18 protein-coding genes are annotated in these 19,933 nt (G+C 64.3%); 12 read left to right on the top strand and 6 right to left on the bottom strand.

Features of this window, described 5'->3' with window-relative positions; translation table 11 throughout:
* Positions 1–503 (top strand): peptide-methionine (S)-S-oxide reductase MsrA (gene msrA, locus VLE48_02925; GenBank protein ID HSA91938.1); only part of this gene is annotated, 503 nt, incomplete at its 5' end.
* Positions 504–744: 241 nt separating this feature from the next.
* On the opposite strand, the gene VLE48_02920 is transcribed toward msrA, so the two are convergent.
* From VLE48_02920 to VLE48_02905, 4 genes are all read right to left on the bottom strand, one after another.
* A complete protein-coding gene (locus tag VLE48_02920) occupies positions 745–2,343 on the bottom strand; it encodes an MFS transporter (protein ID HSA91937.1) in 1,599 nt (532 codons plus the stop codon).
* Positions 2,344–2,664: 321 nt separating this feature from the next.
* Positions 2,665–3,384: a biosynthetic peptidoglycan transglycosylase gene (locus VLE48_02915; protein HSA91936.1), complete on the bottom strand. Its 720-nt coding sequence runs from the start codon at positions 3,382–3,384 to the stop codon at positions 2,665–2,667.
* A gap of 39 nt (positions 3,385–3,423) precedes the next feature.
* Positions 3,424–5,799, bottom strand: coding sequence for a hypothetical protein (locus VLE48_02910; protein HSA91935.1), 2,376 nt, complete (start codon positions 5,797–5,799; stop codon positions 3,424–3,426).
* A 151-nt stretch (positions 5,800–5,950) separates the two neighbouring features.
* Positions 5,951–8,668: a protein kinase gene (locus tag VLE48_02905; GenBank protein ID HSA91934.1), complete on the bottom strand. Its 2,718-nt coding sequence runs from the start codon at positions 8,666–8,668 to the stop codon at positions 5,951–5,953.
* 125 nt (positions 8,669–8,793) lie between these two features.
* Here VLE48_02905 and VLE48_02900 point away from each other — a divergent pair, with 125 nt between their 5' ends.
* The 7 genes from VLE48_02900 to VLE48_02870 all read left to right on the top strand — a co-directional run bounded on the left by VLE48_02900 (position 8,794) and on the right by VLE48_02870 (position 13,371).
* Positions 8,794–9,387 carry a sigma-70 family RNA polymerase sigma factor gene (locus VLE48_02900; GenBank protein HSA91933.1) on the top strand — a complete coding sequence of 198 codons (594 nt, stop codon included), beginning with the start codon at positions 8,794–8,796 and terminating at the stop codon, positions 9,385–9,387.
* Positions 9,384–9,866, top strand: a complete 483-nt coding sequence (locus VLE48_02895) for a hypothetical protein (protein ID HSA91932.1) — start codon at positions 9,384–9,386, stop codon at positions 9,864–9,866. Before VLE48_02900 ends, VLE48_02895 begins: the two co-directional genes overlap by 4 nt.
* Positions 9,857–10,411 carry a zinc ribbon domain-containing protein gene (locus VLE48_02890; protein ID HSA91931.1) on the top strand — a complete coding sequence of 185 codons (555 nt, stop codon included), beginning with the start codon at positions 9,857–9,859 and terminating at the stop codon, positions 10,409–10,411. The genes VLE48_02895 and VLE48_02890 overlap by 10 nt, the downstream gene beginning before the upstream one ends.
* Before the next feature lie 86 nt (positions 10,412–10,497).
* Positions 10,498–10,914: a secondary thiamine-phosphate synthase enzyme YjbQ gene (locus tag VLE48_02885; protein ID HSA91930.1), complete on the top strand. Its 417-nt coding sequence runs from the start codon at positions 10,498–10,500 to the stop codon at positions 10,912–10,914.
* Positions 10,915–11,089: 175 nt separating this feature from the next.
* Positions 11,090–11,263: a hypothetical protein gene (locus VLE48_02880; GenBank protein ID HSA91929.1), complete on the top strand. Its 174-nt coding sequence runs from the start codon at positions 11,090–11,092 to the stop codon at positions 11,261–11,263.
* A gap of 19 nt (positions 11,264–11,282) precedes the next feature.
* A complete protein-coding gene (locus VLE48_02875; GenBank protein HSA91928.1) occupies positions 11,283–11,750 on the top strand; it encodes a cytochrome c oxidase subunit II in 468 nt (155 codons plus the stop codon).
* A gap of 7 nt (positions 11,751–11,757) precedes the next feature.
* A complete protein-coding gene (locus tag VLE48_02870; protein ID HSA91927.1) occupies positions 11,758–13,371 on the top strand; it encodes a cbb3-type cytochrome c oxidase subunit I in 1,614 nt (537 codons plus the stop codon).
* Positions 13,372–13,384: 13 nt separating this feature from the next.
* Here the strand turns inward: VLE48_02870 and VLE48_02865 are convergent, their stop codons facing one another.
* Together VLE48_02865 and VLE48_02860 are read right to left on the bottom strand one after the other, a co-directional pair.
* Positions 13,385–15,406, bottom strand: a complete 2,022-nt coding sequence (locus VLE48_02865; protein ID HSA91926.1) for a M13 family metallopeptidase — start codon at positions 15,404–15,406, stop codon at positions 13,385–13,387.
* Between the two features lie 84 nt (positions 15,407–15,490).
* Positions 15,491–16,825, bottom strand: a complete 1,335-nt coding sequence (locus VLE48_02860; GenBank protein ID HSA91925.1) for an MFS transporter — start codon at positions 16,823–16,825, stop codon at positions 15,491–15,493.
* Between the two features lie 202 nt (positions 16,826–17,027).
* Between VLE48_02860 and VLE48_02855 the strand changes: the two genes are divergently transcribed.
* From VLE48_02855 to hemG, 4 genes are all read left to right on the top strand, one after another.
* Complete coding sequence (locus VLE48_02855; protein HSA91924.1) at positions 17,028–17,339, top strand: cupin domain-containing protein; 312 nt, start codon at positions 17,028–17,030, stop codon at positions 17,337–17,339.
* A gap of 48 nt (positions 17,340–17,387) precedes the next feature.
* Entirely contained in the window at positions 17,388–18,449 is a 1,062-nt protein-coding gene (hemE, locus tag VLE48_02850) for a uroporphyrinogen decarboxylase (GenBank protein HSA91923.1), read from the top strand.
* Entirely contained in the window at positions 18,446–19,402 is a 957-nt protein-coding gene (gene hemH, locus VLE48_02845) for a ferrochelatase (GenBank protein HSA91922.1), read from the top strand. The genes hemE and hemH overlap by 4 nt, the downstream gene beginning before the upstream one ends.
* A gap of 2 nt (positions 19,403–19,404) precedes the next feature.
* The coding region (hemG, locus tag VLE48_02840) for a protoporphyrinogen oxidase (GenBank protein ID HSA91921.1) at positions 19,405–19,933 on the top strand (529 nt) is incomplete at its 3' end.

The raw sequence follows: 19,933 nt of genomic DNA, 5'->3' as shown, positions 1-19,933 counted from the left end.
TTCTTGCGGGTGGCTGCTTCTGGGGTGTGCAGGACCTTTTCCGCCGATACGAAGGCGTTCTGTCGACGCGGGTCGGCTACACGGGCGGCAACGTGCCCCACGCTACCTACCGCAATCACGGCTCACACGCCGAAGCAGTCGAGATTATCTTTGATCCAGCGAGCATCAGCTATCGCCAGATCCTCGAGTTCTTCTTCCAAATTCACGATCCCAGCACGCGCAATCGCCAAGGCAACGACGTCGGGACCAGCTATCGGTCGGCGATCTTCTACACCAGCGAGGAGCAGAGACGGATTGCGGAAGACACGATTGCTGACGTCGATGCTTCCGGCCTGTGGCCAGGAAAGGTTGTTACGGAAGTTGTTCCAGCAAGTGACTTCTGGGAGGCCGAACCCGAGCATCAGGACTACCTCGAACGATATCCCGGCGGTTACACCTGCCATTTCGTCCGCCCAAACTGGAGGCTGCCGATTCGCGCGGATACGGTTGCAAAGAGGGCGTGAGCAACGCCGGCACCCGATATGTATATGTCGAGAAGGAGATCGTCCGGTCCGAGGGGATGACGGGAGTATGCGGGAAAAGGTGCTGATGAGGCGGCAGTAGTCTCCTCCAAATTTCTGCCGCCCCAAGGTAAGCAGCAGCATAGGCGCCGACCGGATTGTTCATGGGCACTCCGGGAGCTATCTCGAGTCGTGCGGCTTCCTGGTCCTGGCTGCTGTGTTCGTGTGACCCAATGCCTGCGCATCATTCGTGCTCTCTAGGCGTTCCGGGCGAGCGGACCGGCCCGGCTGGATGCCGTCTGCCTACCAGAAGATCGGCGCGGGGCTCAATTGGAGGGCCATCGACTGCGCAGAATGTTCGGCAAGCCACTCTTTCCCGGTCACACGCAGACTTGCCGGGAGCCCCCTCGTCGCGAATGGTCAACCACGCCAGCACGCCTCCTGCGGACACCAAGGCGGCCGAGATGCGCATCGCGACACGAAAGCCGACGGCGAACCGATCGGCATGGCTGAAGGCATCGCCGGTTAACCCTGCGACGACGGGCAAAACTGCAACCGCGAGCAGGGCGGCAGTTCGGGCTACGGCGTTATTCACACCGGATGCAACTCCAGAGCGTTCCGCACCGGCGGACGCCAGCGCCGTCGCCGTAAGTGGTGCAACCGTTGCGGACAAACCCAGCCCGAAGAGAACAGTACCGGGTAGCACGTCGGTGGTGTAGGAAGGTTCTTGCCCAATGTGGGCGAGCAACAACATTCCCGCAGCCATCACCAGAGGCCCAATGGTCATTGGCCGACGGGGACCGATCCGCTCAGCGAGTTCGCCGGCACGCGAGGACAAAAGGAGCATCAACAGCGTGACAGGAGTCAGCGCCGTCCCAGCCCGCAGCGGGGGGTACCCGGCGACCTTTTGTAAGTAAACCACGAGCAGAAAGAAGAGCCCGGCCATGCCGCCGTAGATGACGAAGGTGACCAAGTTAACGCCCGCGAATTGTCGCGAGGCAAAGAGGTCAAGCGGAACCAAGGGCGTTCGTGCACTACGTTCTACCAAGAGGAACGCAACCAACGCCAGCACTCCCACCCCGCCCGCGGCGATGACGACCGGCGAAGCGCCCCTGTCGCCGGCAGCTATCAAAGCCCATGTGAACGCACCCAGTCCGAGGGCACCCAGTGCGGCACCGACCAAGTCGAAGCGGGTGTGCTCCGCGTGCGATTCTCCGGCGCGGCTCTCCGGGACGTGGCGCTTAGTGATCCATAGCACCAAGGCGGCAACCGGCAGGTTAGTCCAGAAAATCGCACGCCAGGAAGCCACACCGACCAGCCAGCCGCCCAAGAGGGGACCGACGGCCGCAGCTATTCCGCCTAGGCCCGACCACGCCCCGATGGCGCGGCCGCGGTCTCCGGGCGCGAACGACGTCTGAAGAATGGCGAGGCTGCCCGGCGTCAGTAGCGCGCCGCCAACGCCTTGCAGAGCTCGTGCGGCAATCAGAGTGCCCGTCGTTGGGGCAGCAGCGCACAGCAGCGACGCCAGAGCAAACCAGCCCACGCCGATCTGAAAGATGCGCCTCCGGCCGTACCGGTCGCCCAAAGAGCCGGCAAGCAGAATCATCGAAGCCAGGGAGAGCGTGTACGCATTGACCGTCCATTGCAGGCCGGCGACTCCAGTGCCCAGGCCGCTGCCGATCGCGGGGAGCGCGACGTTGACCGCTGTGGCGTCGAGCATTGCCAGGCCGGACGCACCCACTGTTGCCCCAATCACCCACCGGGCGCGCGGTGTGCCCCAACGGATGCCTCTGGAGTCGTCTGGCGCACCAATGTTCAACATCGCGTTGGCAATGTGCCCCATGCTGGGTGTCTCCTATTAGGGCATAAGAACTCGCCTGCGAGAAGCTGATTGGTTCAACAGCGGAGAAGGGTTCGCTCGAGACTCGGTCCTCCGCCAGCGAGTCTGCAGTTTCGATTCTCTCCCCAACCCTGCGTCCAAGACTCGCGAATTGGCGGGACTTTCGCAGCTTTCCGGCCGAAAGCGGACTGCTGAGGATCCGGGCTGAGGCCGGATCGCCGCCAAAATGGCCTGTCTTCTCCCAAGGCTGATTTCGAATCCGGCCTTCACGAAGGGCGGACATGGGTGTGAAAATTCGCCTGACCTTCGCGCCGCCCAAGATCGTTAGCGACGCGGGTTGCCTGATGAACTGCAGGCCGCCGACAGCGGCGCCGCGTCAGCAATCCTGAATTCCTGCGGAGTGAGGTCTCCGCTCGCCAACAACTTGGTGAGGACGGTGTGGCGCTGGCGGAGCGCCTGCTCCGGGTTCGCGCAGGGATTCCATTGGCGGGGGTTAGGGAGGATGCCGGCCAGCAGCGCCGCTTCCGCCCAGGTGAGGTCGGAAGCTGGCTTGCTGAAGTAGCGGCGGGACGCCGCTTCCGCGCCGACGATGTCCTCGCCCCATTGGGCGATGTTCAGGTAGACGGTGAGGATATCCTCTTTCGACAATGCCCGCTCAATGCGGCGGGCGAGGATGGCTTCGCGGAGCTTGCGACTGAGGGTCTTTTCGGAGCTGAGAAAGAGATTCCTGGCCACTTGCTGGGTGATGGTGCTGGCGCCCCGCTGGTAGCTGGCGGAGCGGAGGTCGATCAGAGCGGCGCGGACGATCTCGCGATAGCTAAGTCCGGAGTGATGGAAGAACGCGGGGTCTTCCCACAGCACGACTGCGGTCTGCAATCGGGGAGAAATGGCCCAGAGCGGCAGCCAAGTTCGCTGCCCCGCAGGCGGCCGCTCGAAGAGGCGCGCGCGGATGTCGGCGGTGGCGGGAAGACCGCGCGCCTGCCAGCCCAGCCAGCCGACGGCGGCGGCGAGAATCGCCGCGGTCACGGCCAATGCGCATTTCACCGGCGACTTCAACTCGTCCCCCGCGAGTGGACCGCCTGCTCAGTATTGCGGTTCGTCGGGTTTCTTCTTGTGCCACTCGGCCTTGAATCTGGTGCGCGCCGTGCGTCCGTTCATGAGGTATTCGAGCGCGCCCGGGCCGAGCTTGAGGATAAGCCCCGGTCCCCAAGCGGTGGGCGAGGGAATGCTCTTGGTGACAAAGCGAGCGGTGACCTTGGCCACCCAGGGTTTCCGCGGGCGAGATCCCTCCTTGTCGGGACATGGGCTCGGCTGGATGAAGAATGTCGACTTGCCGTCTTTATCGGTAGTGGTGCGCAAGCCGCCGCCGGTTCCGGTCAGGAGCATCTTGCTGCGATCTCCTCCCGCCCACATGCGTGGATGCATGGTCAGTTCGCCCTGCAGGTTGGGATAGAAATCCCACTTAAGTTCGACGTCCTTGAGAGGGCCGTCCACGGGCATCTGCTTGCCGAGGATCCAGCCACATTCCAGGATGGTCTGTGGCACGCCTTGGGAGTCGAACGTCACCAGGGCTCGGATGGCGCCCTCCTCGTTGCCGGCGTGCATCAGGTGGATGACCTCTGGGTCGGGGACGAGCTGAATGTTCATGCCATAGAGGATGAGCAGATCGCCGATGGCCCCAAAGACACCCGTCACATGGCCGAAGATAGAGACGGCTTCCTTGCCGACCCAGCGCACGGTCGAGCCGATTTCGCTGACCAGGTCGAGGCCGCGTCCCCAGTAGCCCTTTCCGTCGTCTCCCTTGATCCAGTCGCAACTGGCCGCGTGCGCGGCGGGCACCAGCGAAGGCAGCCAGCCGAGGCCGGAGGCCGCGGCAGGCGACGGCGGACGGGTGAAAAACTCGAGCATGATGAGGAACGACTGGATGGGATCTACCTCGACGCGCTCGAAGCGGTGGGTCTCGGAGATGGAGTAGGGCTCGAGCTTCTGGCGGGCGAGGCCGTCGAGCACGAAGACGATGTAGCTCATGGGGTCGTTGGGGTTCTGCTCGGCTTCGCGGAAACGCTGCACCAGCGCGGCGTTGAGGACGGGCTCGAGTTGAGAAGGCTCGTCGAGTTCGAGCAGCGCCTTGCCCAGCATGCGGGTGTGGACGGCCATGGTCATGCCGTTGCGCAGGAAATAGGCACGCGCGAGGATGCGGACCTGGAAATCGTAGAGATAGATGTCTTTCTCGCTGCGCTCGGCGCCGGCCTGGACCTGGCGGCCGTCCGCGGTGTAGATGCCCACGTGGATCTGCTTGAGGGCCTGGCGGATCAGGTCAGCGACTTCCTGCTCAGACTTGGCGCGCGCCAGTTGGTCGGCGAGGGCGTACGCAGAGTGGTGGTTCAGCGGATGGGTGAGGTAGGGATTGGGGGGCTCGGGCGGTTCGACGATCTCTTGCGGACGCATGGATTCGTACAAGTACATTCCGCCCAAACCCATACCGAGCAGCAACACCGGCACACCCGTGAGGGTCAGATAGAACTTGGCCATGGTTCCCCGCGGCATGGCGTGGGTCAAAGCCGTCGAAGCCTGTAATACATCGGCCGAGGCCGCCAGTTCACGCTCGGCTTTCTCGACGGCCTGCACCGCCGCGGCGAGCGTGGGCTCGTGTCTGCGCTGGTTGTAGATGCCCTGGCCCAATTGAACGAAGCGCCCGTGGCGCTGTTCGCCCGTGGCGGTGGACTGCCGGCTGGTGGCGGAGAGCTCCGAGCGCACGCGTTCGAGCGACGCCTCGAGCTGCCCGAGCGCTGTTTTGCCCTCGGCTTCGACTTTGGCGATCTCACCTGCCAGGCGCCGGCTCTCCTGGGTCAGGCGCTCGACCTCGGGGGTGAGGGCCTGGTGGGCCTGCCGGGTCTGCGGTAACGCGGCGGAAAGCTGGGTCTGCTCGGAAAGCAACTGCTGCCGCTTGTCGCCGAGGTCGGCGGGAGAAGCCTTGCCGGGAGTGGCCGGCATTGCCGCTTCTCTCTCGAGCGCGGCCAACTCCCCGGCAATCGCCGTCAGACGCGACTCCATGCGGCGGGCGTCACCGTCGTACGCGGTCTGCTTCTCCTTCGCGGCGCGCAGGGAGGCATCGACAGGCGCCTTCACCTCCTCGAGAGCTTTTCGCCGAGCATCCAAGCGGGTGACTTCGGCGCGCTGCGCCTGCTCGAGTTTCGCCTTCTCGCCGGTGAGCCTCTCGGTGGTGGAAGCCAGTTCACCGGCGCGCGCTTCCAGGCCCTTGAGCTGCCCGCTGAGCTCGGTGAAGTCGTCCAGGCCGACGCCGGCTTCCCATGCCTTCTGACCCAGGGAGGCGAGTGCCAGGTTGCGCGCGCGATCCTGCTGGGCCATGGTGGCCCGCAATTTGCGCCGCTCCCACTTGCGGCTCAGTTCGCGCCAGGCTTCGCGCAGAAAGGACGATTTTCCAGCCGGTTTTGCCATTCAATCGGGTACGAGGCGCTGCTGACGTTCACGTCCTTTCAGGAGCGAGCGCATGGATGAGTTTAACTGGCGAGTTGAGGGCGCGAACGTTACCGCGTTTGGAAACTGCAAGTCAAGAACGATTGGCGCAACCTGGCCGGCGGCTACCGGACTATTTCTTCAATGCCGTAGTCCAGTTCACCACCAGGGTGAGGGGAGTGGAGGAGTCTTCATGCAGATAGTTCACCAGGAAGCGCTGGCCGTCGGAGCTGACGTCGTAGGGCATGCCCACGGCGGGCGCACTCAGGCGGAAGAGTGGCTTGGTGGCGCCCACCTGGAACTCCGAGCCCTGCGGGTTGACCTCGACCGCGGTCAACATCTGGTCGTTGCCCCAGTAGTACAGCTCCTTCCCATCGCCCCGCCAGGCGACTCTGTCCCCGCCGTTGGTGGTGATTTGCCAGCGCCCGCCGCCGGCGGGGAAGGGCGTCACATAGATCTCGTCGGCTCCGGAGTCGTTGGAGGTGTAGGCCAGCCAGCGGCCATCGGGAGAGATGCGCTGGTCGAACACGGCGTTTTGTGGCGACTGGGGTTGGGCAACGGGAAAGGGCTTTTTTTCGCCGCTCACCGGCACCGCCCAGACCGAGCTTCCGGTGGGCCCGGAGGCGCGTTGATAGACCAGGTAGCGCCCATCCGGCGAGAACTCGGGATAGCTGGAACCGAAACCCTGCTCGCTGGCCAGCAGCAGCTCGTCCTGGCCAGTGCCGTTCGAGGCCTTGGTGTGCAGGGAGCTGCCGAGTCCGGCGCCGGCGAACGGCCCGACGAAGGAAGCGAAGGCGATGCGCGAGCCGTCGGGCGACCAGGAGGGATAGTTGTGGGTGGCGTTGTCAAAAGTGAGCCGGGTCTTGGTTCCGCGCACCAGGTCGAAGACCCAGATGTTGGCGAGCGGATCTCCCACGGTCACGGCCAGCCGTTTCCCGTCGGGCGAGAGGCGGGGGTCGGCGTAGCGCTCACGCTCGGCTACCCGGCCCACCTGCTTGCCGGTACGGTCGAACCACACCAGCTCCGTGCCGAGTCGCGCGCTGCCGCCCTGGTAGGCCAGCAGGCCATTTTCGGAGACGGTAAACAGGCTGCGCCAGATGCCGGAGTCGTATTGCACCCGCTCCGCCACCGGCATGGGCTCGCCGGATAGCACGCCGCTTGAAGGATTGAAAGGCTGGGCCACCAGCGTAGCCTGTGACTGGAACAGCAGATAGCCCGAGGCGTACTGTCCTGCACCCTCGGTGGCCACCAACTGCTTCGACCCCTTGCCGTCGAGCGAGCCGAAGTAGATGCCATTGGCCTCCCGCGAGCTCCCGGAGTGGTTGGTGGCCAGGTAGATGAAGTGCTTCCCGTCGGGCAGGAAGAAGGGCCAGCGGTGGGTGGTGTGCTTGACGGAGTCGATCTCAGTGACTTTCACGGGAAGCCCGCCGGCAGCGCTGATCTTGTAGAGAACCTCGCGAAAGTCGGGGGTGTAGACGATGACGTCGTCCTTTCCCCAAGCGCCGCCGCGGGCATTAGGGGCGTCGGCCAGCGTGGTGACAGGTCCGCCGCCGGCGGGGATCTTCTTCAGCTTGCCGTCGGCAAAAAAGCCGACAAAGCGGCTGTCCGCCGACCAGAAAGGGAAGTAGGCGCCGTCGGTCCCGTCGAGGTGCTGGGCTGTGTCGCTGTCCAGTTGGCGCACCCACAGCGCCTTGGGGCTCTCGGCAGTGTGCGCGGCGAAAACGATGCGTTTCCCATCGGGCGAGAGCACGGGAGGCCCGCCAAGGTCGCCGGTGAAGTCGAAGATGGCCTTCTCGGGTGCTGGGAGCTGGGAGTGAATGATCTGTGCCGGCCGCGAGGCGAGCAGGAAGTAGGCGCTGGCGAAGCCCACGGCCGCCAACGACGCCACTGCGGCGATCGCCCAGCCCAAGCGGAACTTCATTCGCCGTGCGTGCGCCTCGGGCACGGGGACGCCGACCTGGGAGCCGCCCTCGGATATCCACTTCAGTTGTCGCCGTACATCGGCGGCGCTCTGCCACCTGTCTTCTGGATCTTTCGCCAGGCAGGTCTTGACGACGTGCTCCAGTGCCGCCGGCGCCAGCGGCTGCACCCGCGAAATCGGCTCCGGATCCCGCTCCAGAATCGCGCTCGCCACCGAAAGCTGGCTCTTGCCCTCGAACGCCCGCTTTCCCGTCGCCATCTCGTACAGCACTGCTCCCAAGGCGAAGATATCCGTGCGCGCGTCCGCTTCCTTCCCCTCCACCTGCTCCGGGGACATGTACTGGAACGTGCCCACGATGGTCCCTTGCTGCGTCAGTGGAGTGGTCGGGCTCAGCGGACTCACCGGGCTGGGCGCGGTCAGGGCCTGGGCCAGTGTCCCCGAGGCCAGGGTGGTTCCCGCCGGCTTCGCCAGCCCGAAGTCCAGGAGCTTCGAGCCCGACTTGGTCAGCATGATGTTCCCCGGCTTCAGGTCGCGATGCACCACGCCCTGCCGGTGGGCCTTGTCCAGCGCATCCGCTACTTCCATGCCGATCTTCAAGACCTGCTCCGTCGGCAGCGCCCCCTTCTTCAGCCGCTCGGCCAGCGTTTCCCCCTCCAGGTGCTCCATCACCAGGAAGTCCACGCCGTCCTGCGAACCTACGTCATGCAAGGTGCAGATGTGCGGATGCTGGAGGGAAGAGATGGCCCTGGCTTCGCGCTCGAAGCGCTGCTTGCGCTCCGGATCCGCGGAGAGATGCGAGGGCAGGACCTTCACCGCGACGGTGCGGTCCAGGCGGGTATCGCGGGCGCGATACACCTCGCCCATCCCACCCGCGCCAAGGGTGTCGACGATTTCGTATGGACCGAGCTTAGTGCCGGAAGAGAGCGCCATGCGTGCCGCGCATTATAGACGACCATAGGGCGAAGATTGGCGGCTGCGGACTGCCAGGCCCGTTCCCAGGAATAACGAGGCTTCGCTGCATCTTTTCCCGTTCCTCGCCCGTATATCTGGGCAGCATGAATGCCGTAACTTATTGCTTCGTGAATGCGATGGAATCCGAGGCCAGCGCAATCGCTCGTGGTCTGCGTCGGCGTGATCCGGACTTACTGGACCGTCTGATCGAGCAGTATCAGCATCGGCTCCTTCGCTATTTGGTCTGCCTGTCAGGAAGTCGTGAGCTCGCGGAGGATCTCTTTCAGGAGACGTGGATTCGGGTGCTGGAACGCGGGCATCAGTACGACGGCAAGCGCGAATTCAGCACCTGGCTCTATGCGGTGGCGAGAAATCTGACGATCGATTATTTGAGGAAGAAAAGCCCGATCAGCCTGGATGGGCTAGTGGAGGACGGGGGGCACGCAGCCTTCGAACCGGCGGATACGCGTCCTTCGGCATGGGAACGGGTGGCGCAGCTCCAGCAGAGTGAGCGCATCAGCGCGGCATTGGTCAGCATCCCCGCGGAGTACCGCGAGGCCGTGGTGTTGCGCTTTCAGGAAGAATTAGCGTTGGAAGAGATTGCCACGATCACCGGGGCGCCACTCGGCACGGTGAAGTCGCGACTGTATCGCGCGCTGAACATGCTGTTGTCGCGCCTGAAGGGGACGGAGGCATGATGCGGAACGAACACGATGAAGCACGGGAGCTGATTGCCCTGGGTGAAGATCTCCTGGATGGGCAGCAGGCCTGGCTGCGGGCCCACCTCGAGGAGTGCGAAGCATGCCGTCATTACGCGGAGGCAGTCGACGGCGTGGTTCGTACTTTGCGCTCGCTGCCCCTGGCCGCTGATTCCCGCCTGGTGCGAGCCACGCAGGTGCGGGTGCACTTCCACGCCAGTCGGCTGCGGGAGACGCGGGAACGAATGTGGCTGGTCGCGATGGTGTGCATGGGCGTGGGGCTTTCCGGGACGCTGACCGTTCCCCTTCTGTGGCGACTCTTTGCCTGGGTGGGCGAATGGGCGGGAGTCTCGACCGTGGTTTGGCAAGCGGGCTTCATGGTCTTCTTCATCGCGCCCGCACTGGTCGCGAGTTTCTTACTGCTGGCCCGCGACACTTATGGGACGAATAGCGGTGAACGGTGGCGGCAATGGCAGTGAGAGGACTGGACAAGTTTATGCAAGCAAAAAGCGAGACTCGAACCGGACTGACATCAGAGATCACGATTGTTCCGTGGTGGGCATGGTCGCTGGCGCTGATCGTATTTTTCATCGCCCAGTACTTTTTCAATGTCGTGGTGGCTCGGCAGCCGAACGCGCCGCCGGCATGGGCGCGGCCTTTGCTCGGGCTTGCGCTGGGCGTGGTGGCGGGCTTTTATCTGTTGTTCATCGGCTACATAAATCGCGACTCGAAGCGGCGTGGCATGAGCCCGGTCCTTTGGACACTTGTGGCGGTTCTGGTTCCCAACGCCTTGGGCATCATCCTTTACTTCATACTGCGGCAACCACTGCGGCGCGTATGCCCGCAATGCGGCAATGTCGTGCCGGCCGACTTTCATTTCTGCCCGCGTTGCAGCCACAAACTGAGCCCGAGCTGTCCGCAGTGCCGGCGCGTGGTCGGCGCAAATGACGTCTATTGTCCCAACTGTGGAACTTCGCTGCGCAATCAGGCAGCCCCCGCGTCCAGCCCAGCCTCCGGCTCCTGAAAGGCGAAGAGTGTGACTCAGTGAAGGCTTGACCCGAGGGCTACGTGTTGTGCGCTAGTCTGGTCCCTGCCGGTAATGGAGAGGCCATGACCTATCAGCAACAGATATCGATTCGAACGCAGGGACACGGAGACATGCACGACCTCACCGCGCAGGTGAGGAAGGCCATAGCCGACTCCGCGATTCAGACCGGGACCGTGAACGTGTTCAACGTGGGCAGCACGGCCGCCGTGGGCACGATCGAGTTCGAACCGGGCCTGCAAGAGGACTTGCCGGCCGTGCTGGACCGGTTGATCCCGGCCAGCCGCAACTACGGCCACGAGCAGGCATGGCACGACGGCAACGCGCACTCGCACCTGCAGGCCACCCTGCTCGGACCGTCCCTGACGGTACCCATCGCCGATGGCAAACCGGTGCTGGGCACCTGGCAACAGATCTTCCATCTCGAATGCGACGGGCGCGGCCGGGAGCGCACGATTCTAGTCACAGTCGTGGGCGAGTAGACCGGAATCGCGCTCGAGGAGAACATTGCCCCAGTTTTCCCCTGGGGCGTGGTAGCTCACCACTCAACCGGCACCTACGTCGTTTCCCGCTGGCGGCTCCGCACTGCATTGGGTATAAGAGAATGGCACCCAGGGGCTGTGGGCCTCTCGAAAAAAGGAAGAGTGGAAGGAGCCGATGCCTGAGGCAGAGCAATCAACGCAGCAGGGCAGGAGCGACGACCTCCCGGAGGGGTTCGAGCACCCTCGCGGCACGCTGGCTATCGTAATCATGTTTGGGTTGCTGTTCGGGCTGGGCTGGCTGGGCATGTATTTGTTCCTGTTCCTGGGGCGGGGTAGTCCTCACCCCTAAGATGGAGCAGGATGAGCGCATGAACGTCGAACTCTACGAGCGAATCTGGATGTGGGCCGCGGCAGGCCTGATCGTGATGTTCCTGGGCGCCATCTTCCTGACGGCAGGGTTGCAGGCCGTCCAGCCGCCCAGTCACCTGGAAACCATGGACCCGACGGCCCTGATCCACTATCCCGAGTTCGCCAATCCCGCGGTGGTCACGCGTCCGGATGGCAGCCTGGTGGTTTCGGTGGTGGCAGAAACGTACGCCTTTACCCCCGACCCGATCGAGGTTCCTGCCAATCGTCCGGTGACGTTCCGAGTGACCAGCAGCGACGTGGTGCACGGGTTTGAGATCGTGGGAACGAACGCCAACGCCATGGCCATTCCTGGTTACGTCAGCCAGTTCACCGTCACCTTCACCAAGCCCGGCGAGTACGTCATTGCCTGCCACGAATACTGCGGCATCCTGCACCACGGGATGGTGGGCAAGTTGATTGTCAAGTAGGGACGCCATGACCGGACGTCACACCCTGGCCAGCACGCATATCGGGGTCGCCATCGCGGCCTTCGCGGTGGCCTCCGCGATGGGGGTGCTGCAAGCACTCTCGGTGGCCGACGTCGAGTTTCCCCGTCGCAGTGAGTCTCTCTACTATGTCTCCCTCACCGCTCACGGTGTGCTGATGGCGTTGGTGTTCACCACCTTCTTCATCATGGGGCTGGGATACGTGCTGGCGCAGGAATGCCTGGGGCGAATCACCGGCCGGCTGGGCGCCTGGATCGCGTTTGCTCTGGCCGCGGTGGGATCGGTCATGGCGGCGGTCACCATCCTGCGCGGGCAGAGCACCGTGCTCTACACGTTCTATCCGCCGATGCAGGCCCATCCGCTCTTTTACATCGGGGCCACGCTGCTGGTGGTGGGTTCGTGGATCTGGGGCGGCGTGATGATCGCCAGCTACCGCTCCTGGCGGCGCGAGCACCCGGGCGTTCCCGTCCCGCTCTCGATCCACGGCATGCTGGCGGCCGTCATCGTGTGGTACCTGGCGACCGCGGGACTGGCTGCCGAAGTGCTGGGGATGCTGATTCCGTGGTCGCTGGGAATGGTGGACAAGGTCGATCCGCTGGTGGCGCGCACGCTGTTCTGGTGGTTTGGGCACCCCCTGGTCTATTTCTGGCTGCTACCCGCCTACGTGCTGTGGTACACCGTGCTGCCGCAGGTGGCCGGAGGGCGCCTGTTCAGCGACCGGCTGGCGCGCATGGTGTTCATCCTTTTCGTGGTGTTGTCGACCCCGGTGGGGTTCCACCACCAGTTTTCGGATCCGGGAATCAGTTCCGGCTGGAAGCTGGCGCACACAGTGCTGACCTACGGCGTCCTCTACCCGAGCCTGGTGACCGCCTTCACGGTGATCGCTTCGCTCGAAGTGGCAGGCCGGATGAAGGGGGCCAAAGGACTGTTCGACTGGATCGGCCGGTTGCCCTGGTCCGATCCCTTCTTTGCGTGCATTGCGCTGGCCATGATCGCCTTCACCTTCGGCGGTTTTGGCGGCGCCATCAACGCGGCCTACGCCATGAACACCATGGTGCACAACACGGCGTGGATCCAGGGCCACTTCCACGTCACGCTCGGCACTACCGTGGCCCTTTCTTTTATGGGAGCCACCTACTGGCTGCTGCCGCGCATGCTGGGGCGCGAGCTGCGCTTCCGGGGCTTGGCGCGAGTCCAGCCGTATTTGTGGTTCCTCGGGATGGCGCTGTTCAGCACCAGTTACCACCTTGCGGGACTGCGCGGCCTGCCGCGCCGGGTTTACAGCGCCTCGCTCACCGGAGAATACGGAGAAGCGTGGCACGGACTGACGAAGGTGGCGGCTGCCGGCGGCACCATACTCTTCCTCAGCGCCCTGGCCTTCGTAACCGTAGTGCTGGCAACCTGGGTTGCAGGAAAGAAGATTTCGCCTCCTGCCTTTGAGTTCGCAGTGTCCTTGCGCCCGGCGACTGCCCTAACCCTGTGGGACCGTTTCGGAATGTGGACCGTGGTCGCGGTGGTGCTGCTGGCGGTGGCCTACGGCTATCCCTTGATCCACCTGCTTTCCCAGCAACGCTGGGGCTCGCCGGCCTTCCAGCCGTTCTGATTCGTCCGCGTTTCTACCACACTTCACAGCGCTGCTCCGGCGGGCGCACCATGGCTGAATCCGGCTTGCAGCTGAAGGCTTCGTAGAACTGCGGCATGTTCGACAATGGCCCAATGACGCGGTACTTGCCAGTGGGGTGCGGATCAGACTGCACCATGAGGCGTTGCGTCTCCGGTCGCAAGGCGTCTCCACGAAACTGTCCCCAGGCGATGAAGAACTGCTGCTCGGGGGTGAAGCCGTCGATGATGGGAGCTGGCGCCTTGCCCTCCTGCGATTTCTTGAAGGCCAAGTAGGCAATCTTGGCGCCGGCCAGATCGCCAATACTCTCGCCCAAAACCAGCTTGCCGTTGTGGTGGATTCCGGGCTCGATGGAGTAGCCCTGGAACTGGTCCACCACGCACTGTCCACGCGCCTGAAATTTCTTCAAGTCGTCCTCGGTCCACCAGTTGTTGAGGCGCCCCTGGGCGTCGAACTGGGCACCCTGGTCATCGAAACCGTGGCTGACCTCGTGCCCGATGACCACTCCGATGGCGCCGTAGTTGACGGCGTCGCTAGCCTGCATGCTGAAGGCGGGCGGCTGCAGGATGCCGGCGGGAAAGACGATTTCGTTGAGCAGCGGATTGTAGTAGGCGTTCGAGGTCGGCGGAGTCATGCTCCAGCGGCCGCGGTCTGCGGGCTTGCCGATCGTGGAGCGATCGTCCTCTACGTTGAAGCGCTCCCCGGCCATGATATTCGACCAGAAAGAACCGCGCTGAATCCTCACCTGGCTGTAGTCCTTCCACTTGTCGGGATATCCTATTTTGGGATTGAAGGTGGAAAGTTTCTCCAACGCCTTCTGCCTGGTTTCTGGTCCCATCCAGGGCAGCCCGCGAATGACGTCTCCCATCGCCAGAAGCAGGTTCTTCACCAAGTCCTGCATGCGCGCCTTGGCTTCCGGCGGAAAATACTTCTCAACGTACTTGCGACCCAAGGCCTCACCCAGGAGTTGGTCGGTCTCCTCAGCGCAGCGCTTCCAGCGCGGCTTCATCTCCCTGGCGCCTCGGAGATAGCGCTGGTTGAAGTTGAAGGACTCTTCGACAAATGGAGTCGAAAGCGATGACGCTGCCGCCCGCAGCACGTGCCATCTCAAATAGGTTTTCCACTCCGATAGCGACACCTCGCGGAGCTGGCGGTCCACTTCCTGGAGGAACTTCGGCTCTTGCACGTTGAGGTCGGCGCGGGGCAGCCTGGCAGCATCGAAGTACGACCTCCATTGAAAGCTGGGGGCCAGCTTCTCCAGATCCGGGAACGGGGTCTTATGGTCGGTCTGCTGAGGGTCGCGCAGCGCGACGTTGTCGAGCGAGGCTGTGGCCAGGCCGGTTTCCATTGTCATAACAACCGCCGCAGCAGCCTGAGCTGCTGCCGGCTCGTAGCCCGCCAGCTTGAACATGGCGGCGATGTGGGCGACGTACTTCTCGCGCGCATCTTTGAAGCGGTCCTCGGTCTTAAGGTAATAGTCCCGGTCGGGCAGGCCGATGCCGCTGGCATAGATATCCGCCAGCACCCATGCGGGGTTGTGATTGTCTGAAGAGGCGTAGAGGCCGAAGGGCACGTTGATGTTCAAGTCGTGCAGGCGGCCGATCATCCGTTCCACACCAGCACGGTCGCGGATTGCATCGACGTCGGCGAGAAGGGGCTGGATCGATGTGATTCCGAGCTGGTTGATGCGTGCCTCATCCATGCAGGAGGCATAGAAATCTCCGATGAGCTGCTCTGTGCTTCCCGCAGGCCAGTCGGTCTTGGCGGAGACCTCATCGAGGATGGTGCGTAGGTGGTCCTTGGCAAGTTCGCCTGCCTGCCAACGACGACTCCACCGCACCATGGAAGGGGGGATGGGGTTGGCAGCGCGCCAAGCACCGTTCGAATACTCGTAGAAATCGGTGCAGGGTTCGACCTTGGTATCGAGATCGCCGACCTCAATGCCCTTCTGTGATGTCTGGGCCACGGCCACAAGGCAAAAGGCCACCACCAGTGGCAGCATGCTACGCAGGCGCATATTCACCGTCCCGTTGGGAATGATCAGGCAAGGAGCCAGTCTACTTGGAAACGCTCCAGATTGGACGGACGCGAGGAACGAAGGTCATACCAACGGTGGCCCTTCCGGAGGCACCGCTGCAGGTTCACCGTCGACCGCGGCCGCGGGTTCCTTCCACGCCCGTTGAGCCACCGCCCAGAAGCCAGCGGCCGCCCAGGCGACGACGCCGATAGCCATCGCAATATGCGGCAGCGCGACGCCGCGATCAATGAACTGGCCCGCCAGCCATGCGCCTGTGCCGATGGCGAGGAAGGCGAAGCCCAGTTCCGCGGCGAAGACCCGGCCGCGAAAACGGTCCTCGACGTTCAATTGCAGCAGCGTGGTGGAGAACACCCAGACCACGCTGGCCCCGACGTGTCCCAGCGCCACGGAAGCGCAGGCCAGCGCCAGGTTCGGGGCGCGGCCCAGCAGCCCGTAGCCCACGCCCGCCACGGCGAGGCCCAGGAGAATTCCCAGCCGCAGCCGGCGCTGCTCCTGTTGCGCCCAGGGCGCCGCCACCAGCGGCCCGATCAGCGCTCCCACGCCGCGCGCCCCCAGCAGCAAACTCATGGACAGCATGGCGCCTCGTTCCAGATCGAGGCCGTAGCCATGCAGCGGGAATATGCGGCGTCCCATCACCGGAAAGAGCACCCAACTGGCTCCCACGATGCCCAGTCCGGATTTCACAAAGAGGCTCGCCGCCAGGCGGGCGTCACCGCGCACGTAGCGGATTCCCTCAGCGATGGGCGTGAAGTCCACCAGGTCGCGCGGGCGAAACGGCGGATGGCCTTCGCTGTGCGGTTCAGCGAACCGCATGCGCTGGATCAGCCAGGCGGAAACCAGGAACGAAGCGGCATTCAGGACGAAGACAGAGTCGCGTCCGAGCGCGGCCGCGACCAGTCCGCCGAGGGTGGAGCCCATGGCAAGATTGAAGGACCATGTGGTCGCGGAAAGCGTGTTGGCGACGATGATCTCCGGCCGCCGCACGATATTGGGAATGACGGCGGTGCGCGCGGGCTCGAACATGGCCGCCATCACGCTCTCCAGCGCCAGCAGCGGGTAAATGAACGCCACCATCTCGCGGCTGCGAACCAGCAGCATCACCAGCACCACCGCCGCGCGCACCAGGTCGGAGGCGATCATCACGTGGCGGCGCGGCAGGCGGTCGTTCACTACTCCGGAGGTCGGCCCGAACAGAGCCTGCGGCAATACCTGCAGGAGCAGGGCCAGGGCCACGGACTCCGCGCGTCCGGTGAATTGCAGCAGCAGGCTGTAGACGGCCAGTGTGTAAAACCAGTCGCCCATCTCGCTGATGATCTGCGCCAGCCACAGGCGGCGGAAGTTGGCGTTGTCGCGCGCCAGGCGCCAGTAGGTGGCGAGTGAGATGCGTTCGTGCGTCATGCGTAGCAGACGTCGCGGAATATCGATTGTAAATGGGGCCGCCTGGATGCAACCTCGCCGCTTCCAGACGCTGCCGCTCGCGTGAATTAGAATGACTCCGCAGGAAGGTTTGCGATGACCTTCCCGCATCTTCAGGGAGGAGAGTCTGCAAGGGGAACCGCCGCGTCGTGCTGGAAAGAGCGAGCTGCCCGCCGCGGAGGCGGTGGCGCTGGCCGGCTTGCTGCGCTACCAGCCAGGGTCCGTGGTCAGCCGGACGATTCTCAGCCGCGAAACCGGCACGGTGACGCTGTTCGCTTTCGACGAAACCCAGGGCCTGAGCGAGCACACCGCGCCGTTTGACGCTCTGGTGCAGGTGCTCGAAGGCGAAGTGGAAATCACCATCGACGGCAAACTCCTACGGGCCCAGGCGGGGGACGCAGTGCTGATGCCGGCTCATCGGCCCCATGCCCTCGCTGCCATCACGCGCTTGAAGATGCTGCTCACCATGATCCGTTCGCAGCCTGCTCAGCCGTAGCCGAGTGCAAGCCCGAGCAGGGCCGCGCCAGTGTTACATTCATAGGACATGTCCGCGCTCGATTCCCGCTTCGTCCGGACTTGCCGGGCCCTTCCCGTGGACGCCACGCCCGTCTGGCTCATGCGCCAGGCCGGACGCTACATGGCCGAGTACCGGGCGGTGCGCAAGCGGCACTCGCTGGTGGAGATCTGCAAGACGCCGGCGCTGGCCGCCGAGGTCACCATTACCGCGGCGGAGAAACTGAGCGTGGACGCCGCCATCATCTTCGCCGACCTGCTGCTGCCGCTCGAACCCATGGGCATGCCGTTTCATTTCGAAGCGGGCGAAGGTCCCGTAGTGGAGCGGCCTATCCGTGAAGCGGCGGACGTTGCGACGCTGCGCACCGACCGCACGGCCGACCTCGGCTACGTAGCGGAGTCCATCCGGCGCGTGGTGGCGCATTTCGGCGCGCGCCTGCCGGTGATCGGATTTGCGGGCGCCCCCTTCACGCTGGCCAGCTACATGATCGAGGGCGGCGGCTCACGCAACTACGTGGAGACCAAGAAGCTCATGTACCGCCAGCCCGCCGTCTGGGACGAGTTGATGCGCAAGCTGGCCACGGTGTTGGGCGAGTATCTGGTGGAGCAGGCGCGCGCGGGCGCCGACGTACTGCAGATCTTCGACAGTTGGGTGGGGTGCCTGGCGCCGGATGACTATCGTCGCTACGCGTTGCCACATACGACAGCGCTCGTCCGCCATGCACAATCTGCCGGCGTCCCCGTGATCTACTTCGGCACCGAGACCTCTACGCTGCTCACCGCCATGCAGGAGACAGGCGCGGACGTCATTGGGGTGGACTGGCGCATTCCGCTGGATGACGCCTGGAGCGCGCTAGGCTTGCGCGGCGGCATCCAGGGGAATCTCGACCCAACGGCGCTGTTTGCCGAATGGAATGAAGTGCGCGAACGCGCTCACGACGTGCTGCGCCGTGCCGGCGGCCGCCCGGGCCACATCTTCAACCTTGGCCACGGCATCCTGCCGGGCACGCCGGTGGAAAACGTGCGCGCGCTGGTGGAGTGCGTGCACGAGTACTCTGCCCGTGAGACGGCTGCGCCTACGAGGATGGAATGAGCGCCACGCCCTCCACCGCCGTCCTGCTTCTCGCCCACGGCAGCCCCGATTCCCCGGCCGATGTCCCCGAATTCTTGCGCTCGGTTACGGGTGGCCGCCCGTTGCCGCAGGCGGTGATGGAGGAGATCCAGCACCGCTATGCGGCTATCGGCCGCTCGCCCCTGACGGCCATCACGCTGCAGCAGGGAAGGGCGCTCTCCGAAGTGCTCAAGATGGCTGTGTACGTCGGTATGCGCAACTGGAAGCCGTTCATCACGCACGCCGTGGGTCAGATGACAGACGCCGGCGTGACGCGCGCGGTTGGAATCTGCCTGGCGCCGCAGAATTCGCGCACCAGCGTCGGGCTGTACCGCCGTGCCGCCGAAGAGGCAGCGGCGGGCCGAATGGAACTCGACTTTGTGGAAAGTTGGCACGACCATCCTCTATTGATTCGCGCCTTCGCCGAAAAACTTGAAGCCGGGTGGAAGCACGCCTGCGCGGAGGGCGGCGCCACGGTGCCCGTTATCTTCACGGCGCACAGTGTGCCCGAGCGCACCATTGCCGAAGGCGATCCCTATGCCCAGCAGGCGCGCGAGACCGCGGCCATGGTGGCCATGCAGGTTCCCTCGCTGACCATGGACGACTGGGCGTTCGCTTTTCAGAGCCAGGGGATGTCGGGCGGGCCCTGGCTCGGTCCCACAGTCGAAGAGACCATTCGGGCGCTGAAAGATAAGCGACACACCGGCGTATTCCTCCAGCCCATCGGGTTTGTCTGCGACCACGTCGAGGTGCTCTACGACATCGATATCGGCTTCCGCGAATTCGCCCAGAAGCACGGCATGCGGCTGTGGCGCGCCGAGTCTCTGAATGATTCACCCACCTTCATCGCCGCCCTGGCAGACGTGGTGCGCTCGCGCCTGACGCCGGGGGAAGAAACGCGGCCGAACATCGTGCAGATCTCCGGCATCCAGTAGGCATGGGCGACGAAAGCCGAAGCCGGAAACGCACTGCGATTGTCGGCGGCGGGATCGCTGGACTGAGCGCCGCCTTCGAGCTGGAACTGCGGCGGCGGGATGGACAGGCGCTGGAATACGTCCTCTACGAGCGTGCGCCTCGCCTGGGTGGCGTGATCCGCACCGAGCGAACCGCCGAGGGGTGCCTGATCGAGGCCGGGCCGGACGCTTTCCTCACCGAAAAACCTTGGGCAGCGGAGCTTTGTCGCGAACTCGGATTGGGCGACCAGCTCCTGGGCTCGAATGACGCCGAGCGGCGAACCTATATCGTGGTTCGCAATCGCCTGCTGCCCATTCCTGACGGCCTGCAGTTCATGGTGCCAACGCGCGTCGCGCCCGTGCTCTCCTCGTCGCTCTTTTCGTTCGGCGCCAAGCTGCGCATGGCGAAGGAGTGGTTCTTTCGCCCGCAAGCCAGCAAGAACGATGAGCCGGCGGCCACGTTTGTTGCCAGGCATTTCGGCCGGGAGATGGTCGAGCGCCTGGCCGACCCTC

The sequence above is a fragment of the Terriglobales bacterium genome (assembly GCA_035454605.1).
Taxonomy (GTDB): Bacteria; Acidobacteriota; Terriglobia; order Terriglobales; family Acidobacteriaceae; genus DATMAB01.
Note: the sequence above shows the minus strand (reverse complement) of the source record. Positions and strands in the feature narration are given on the sequence as shown.

What these genes read in the sequence shown, in the direction of transcription:
- VLE48_02920 (HSA91937.1), bottom strand. Translation starts at nt 2,343, where the DNA reads ATGGGGCACATTGCCAACGCGATGTTGAACATTGGTGCGCCAGACGAC.
- VLE48_02910 (HSA91935.1), bottom strand. Translation starts at nt 5,799, where the DNA reads ATGGCAAAACCGGCTGGAAAATCGTCCTTTCTGCGCGAAGCCTGGCGC.
- VLE48_02905 (HSA91934.1), bottom strand. Translation starts at nt 8,668, where the DNA reads ATGGCGCTCTCTTCCGGCACTAAGCTCGGTCCATACGAAATCGTCGAC.
- VLE48_02900 (HSA91933.1), top strand. Translation starts at nt 8,794, where the DNA reads ATGAATGCCGTAACTTATTGCTTCGTGAATGCGATGGAATCCGAGGCC.
- VLE48_02895 (HSA91932.1), top strand. Translation starts at nt 9,384, where the DNA reads ATGATGCGGAACGAACACGATGAAGCACGGGAGCTGATTGCCCTGGGT.
- VLE48_02890 (HSA91931.1), top strand. Translation starts at nt 9,857, where the DNA reads ATGGCAGTGAGAGGACTGGACAAGTTTATGCAAGCAAAAAGCGAGACT.
- VLE48_02885 (HSA91930.1), top strand. Translation starts at nt 10,498, where the DNA reads ATGACCTATCAGCAACAGATATCGATTCGAACGCAGGGACACGGAGAC.
- VLE48_02880 (HSA91929.1), top strand. Translation starts at nt 11,090, where the DNA reads ATGCCTGAGGCAGAGCAATCAACGCAGCAGGGCAGGAGCGACGACCTC.
- VLE48_02875 (HSA91928.1), top strand. Translation starts at nt 11,283, where the DNA reads ATGAACGTCGAACTCTACGAGCGAATCTGGATGTGGGCCGCGGCAGGC.
- VLE48_02870 (HSA91927.1), top strand. Translation starts at nt 11,758, where the DNA reads ATGACCGGACGTCACACCCTGGCCAGCACGCATATCGGGGTCGCCATC.
- VLE48_02865 (HSA91926.1), bottom strand. Translation starts at nt 15,406, where the DNA reads ATGCGCCTGCGTAGCATGCTGCCACTGGTGGTGGCCTTTTGCCTTGTG.
- VLE48_02860 (HSA91925.1), bottom strand. Translation starts at nt 16,825, where the DNA reads ATGACGCACGAACGCATCTCACTCGCCACCTACTGGCGCCTGGCGCGC.
- hemE (HSA91923.1), top strand. Translation starts at nt 17,388, where the DNA reads ATGTCCGCGCTCGATTCCCGCTTCGTCCGGACTTGCCGGGCCCTTCCC.
- hemH (HSA91922.1), top strand. Translation starts at nt 18,446, where the DNA reads ATGAGCGCCACGCCCTCCACCGCCGTCCTGCTTCTCGCCCACGGCAGC.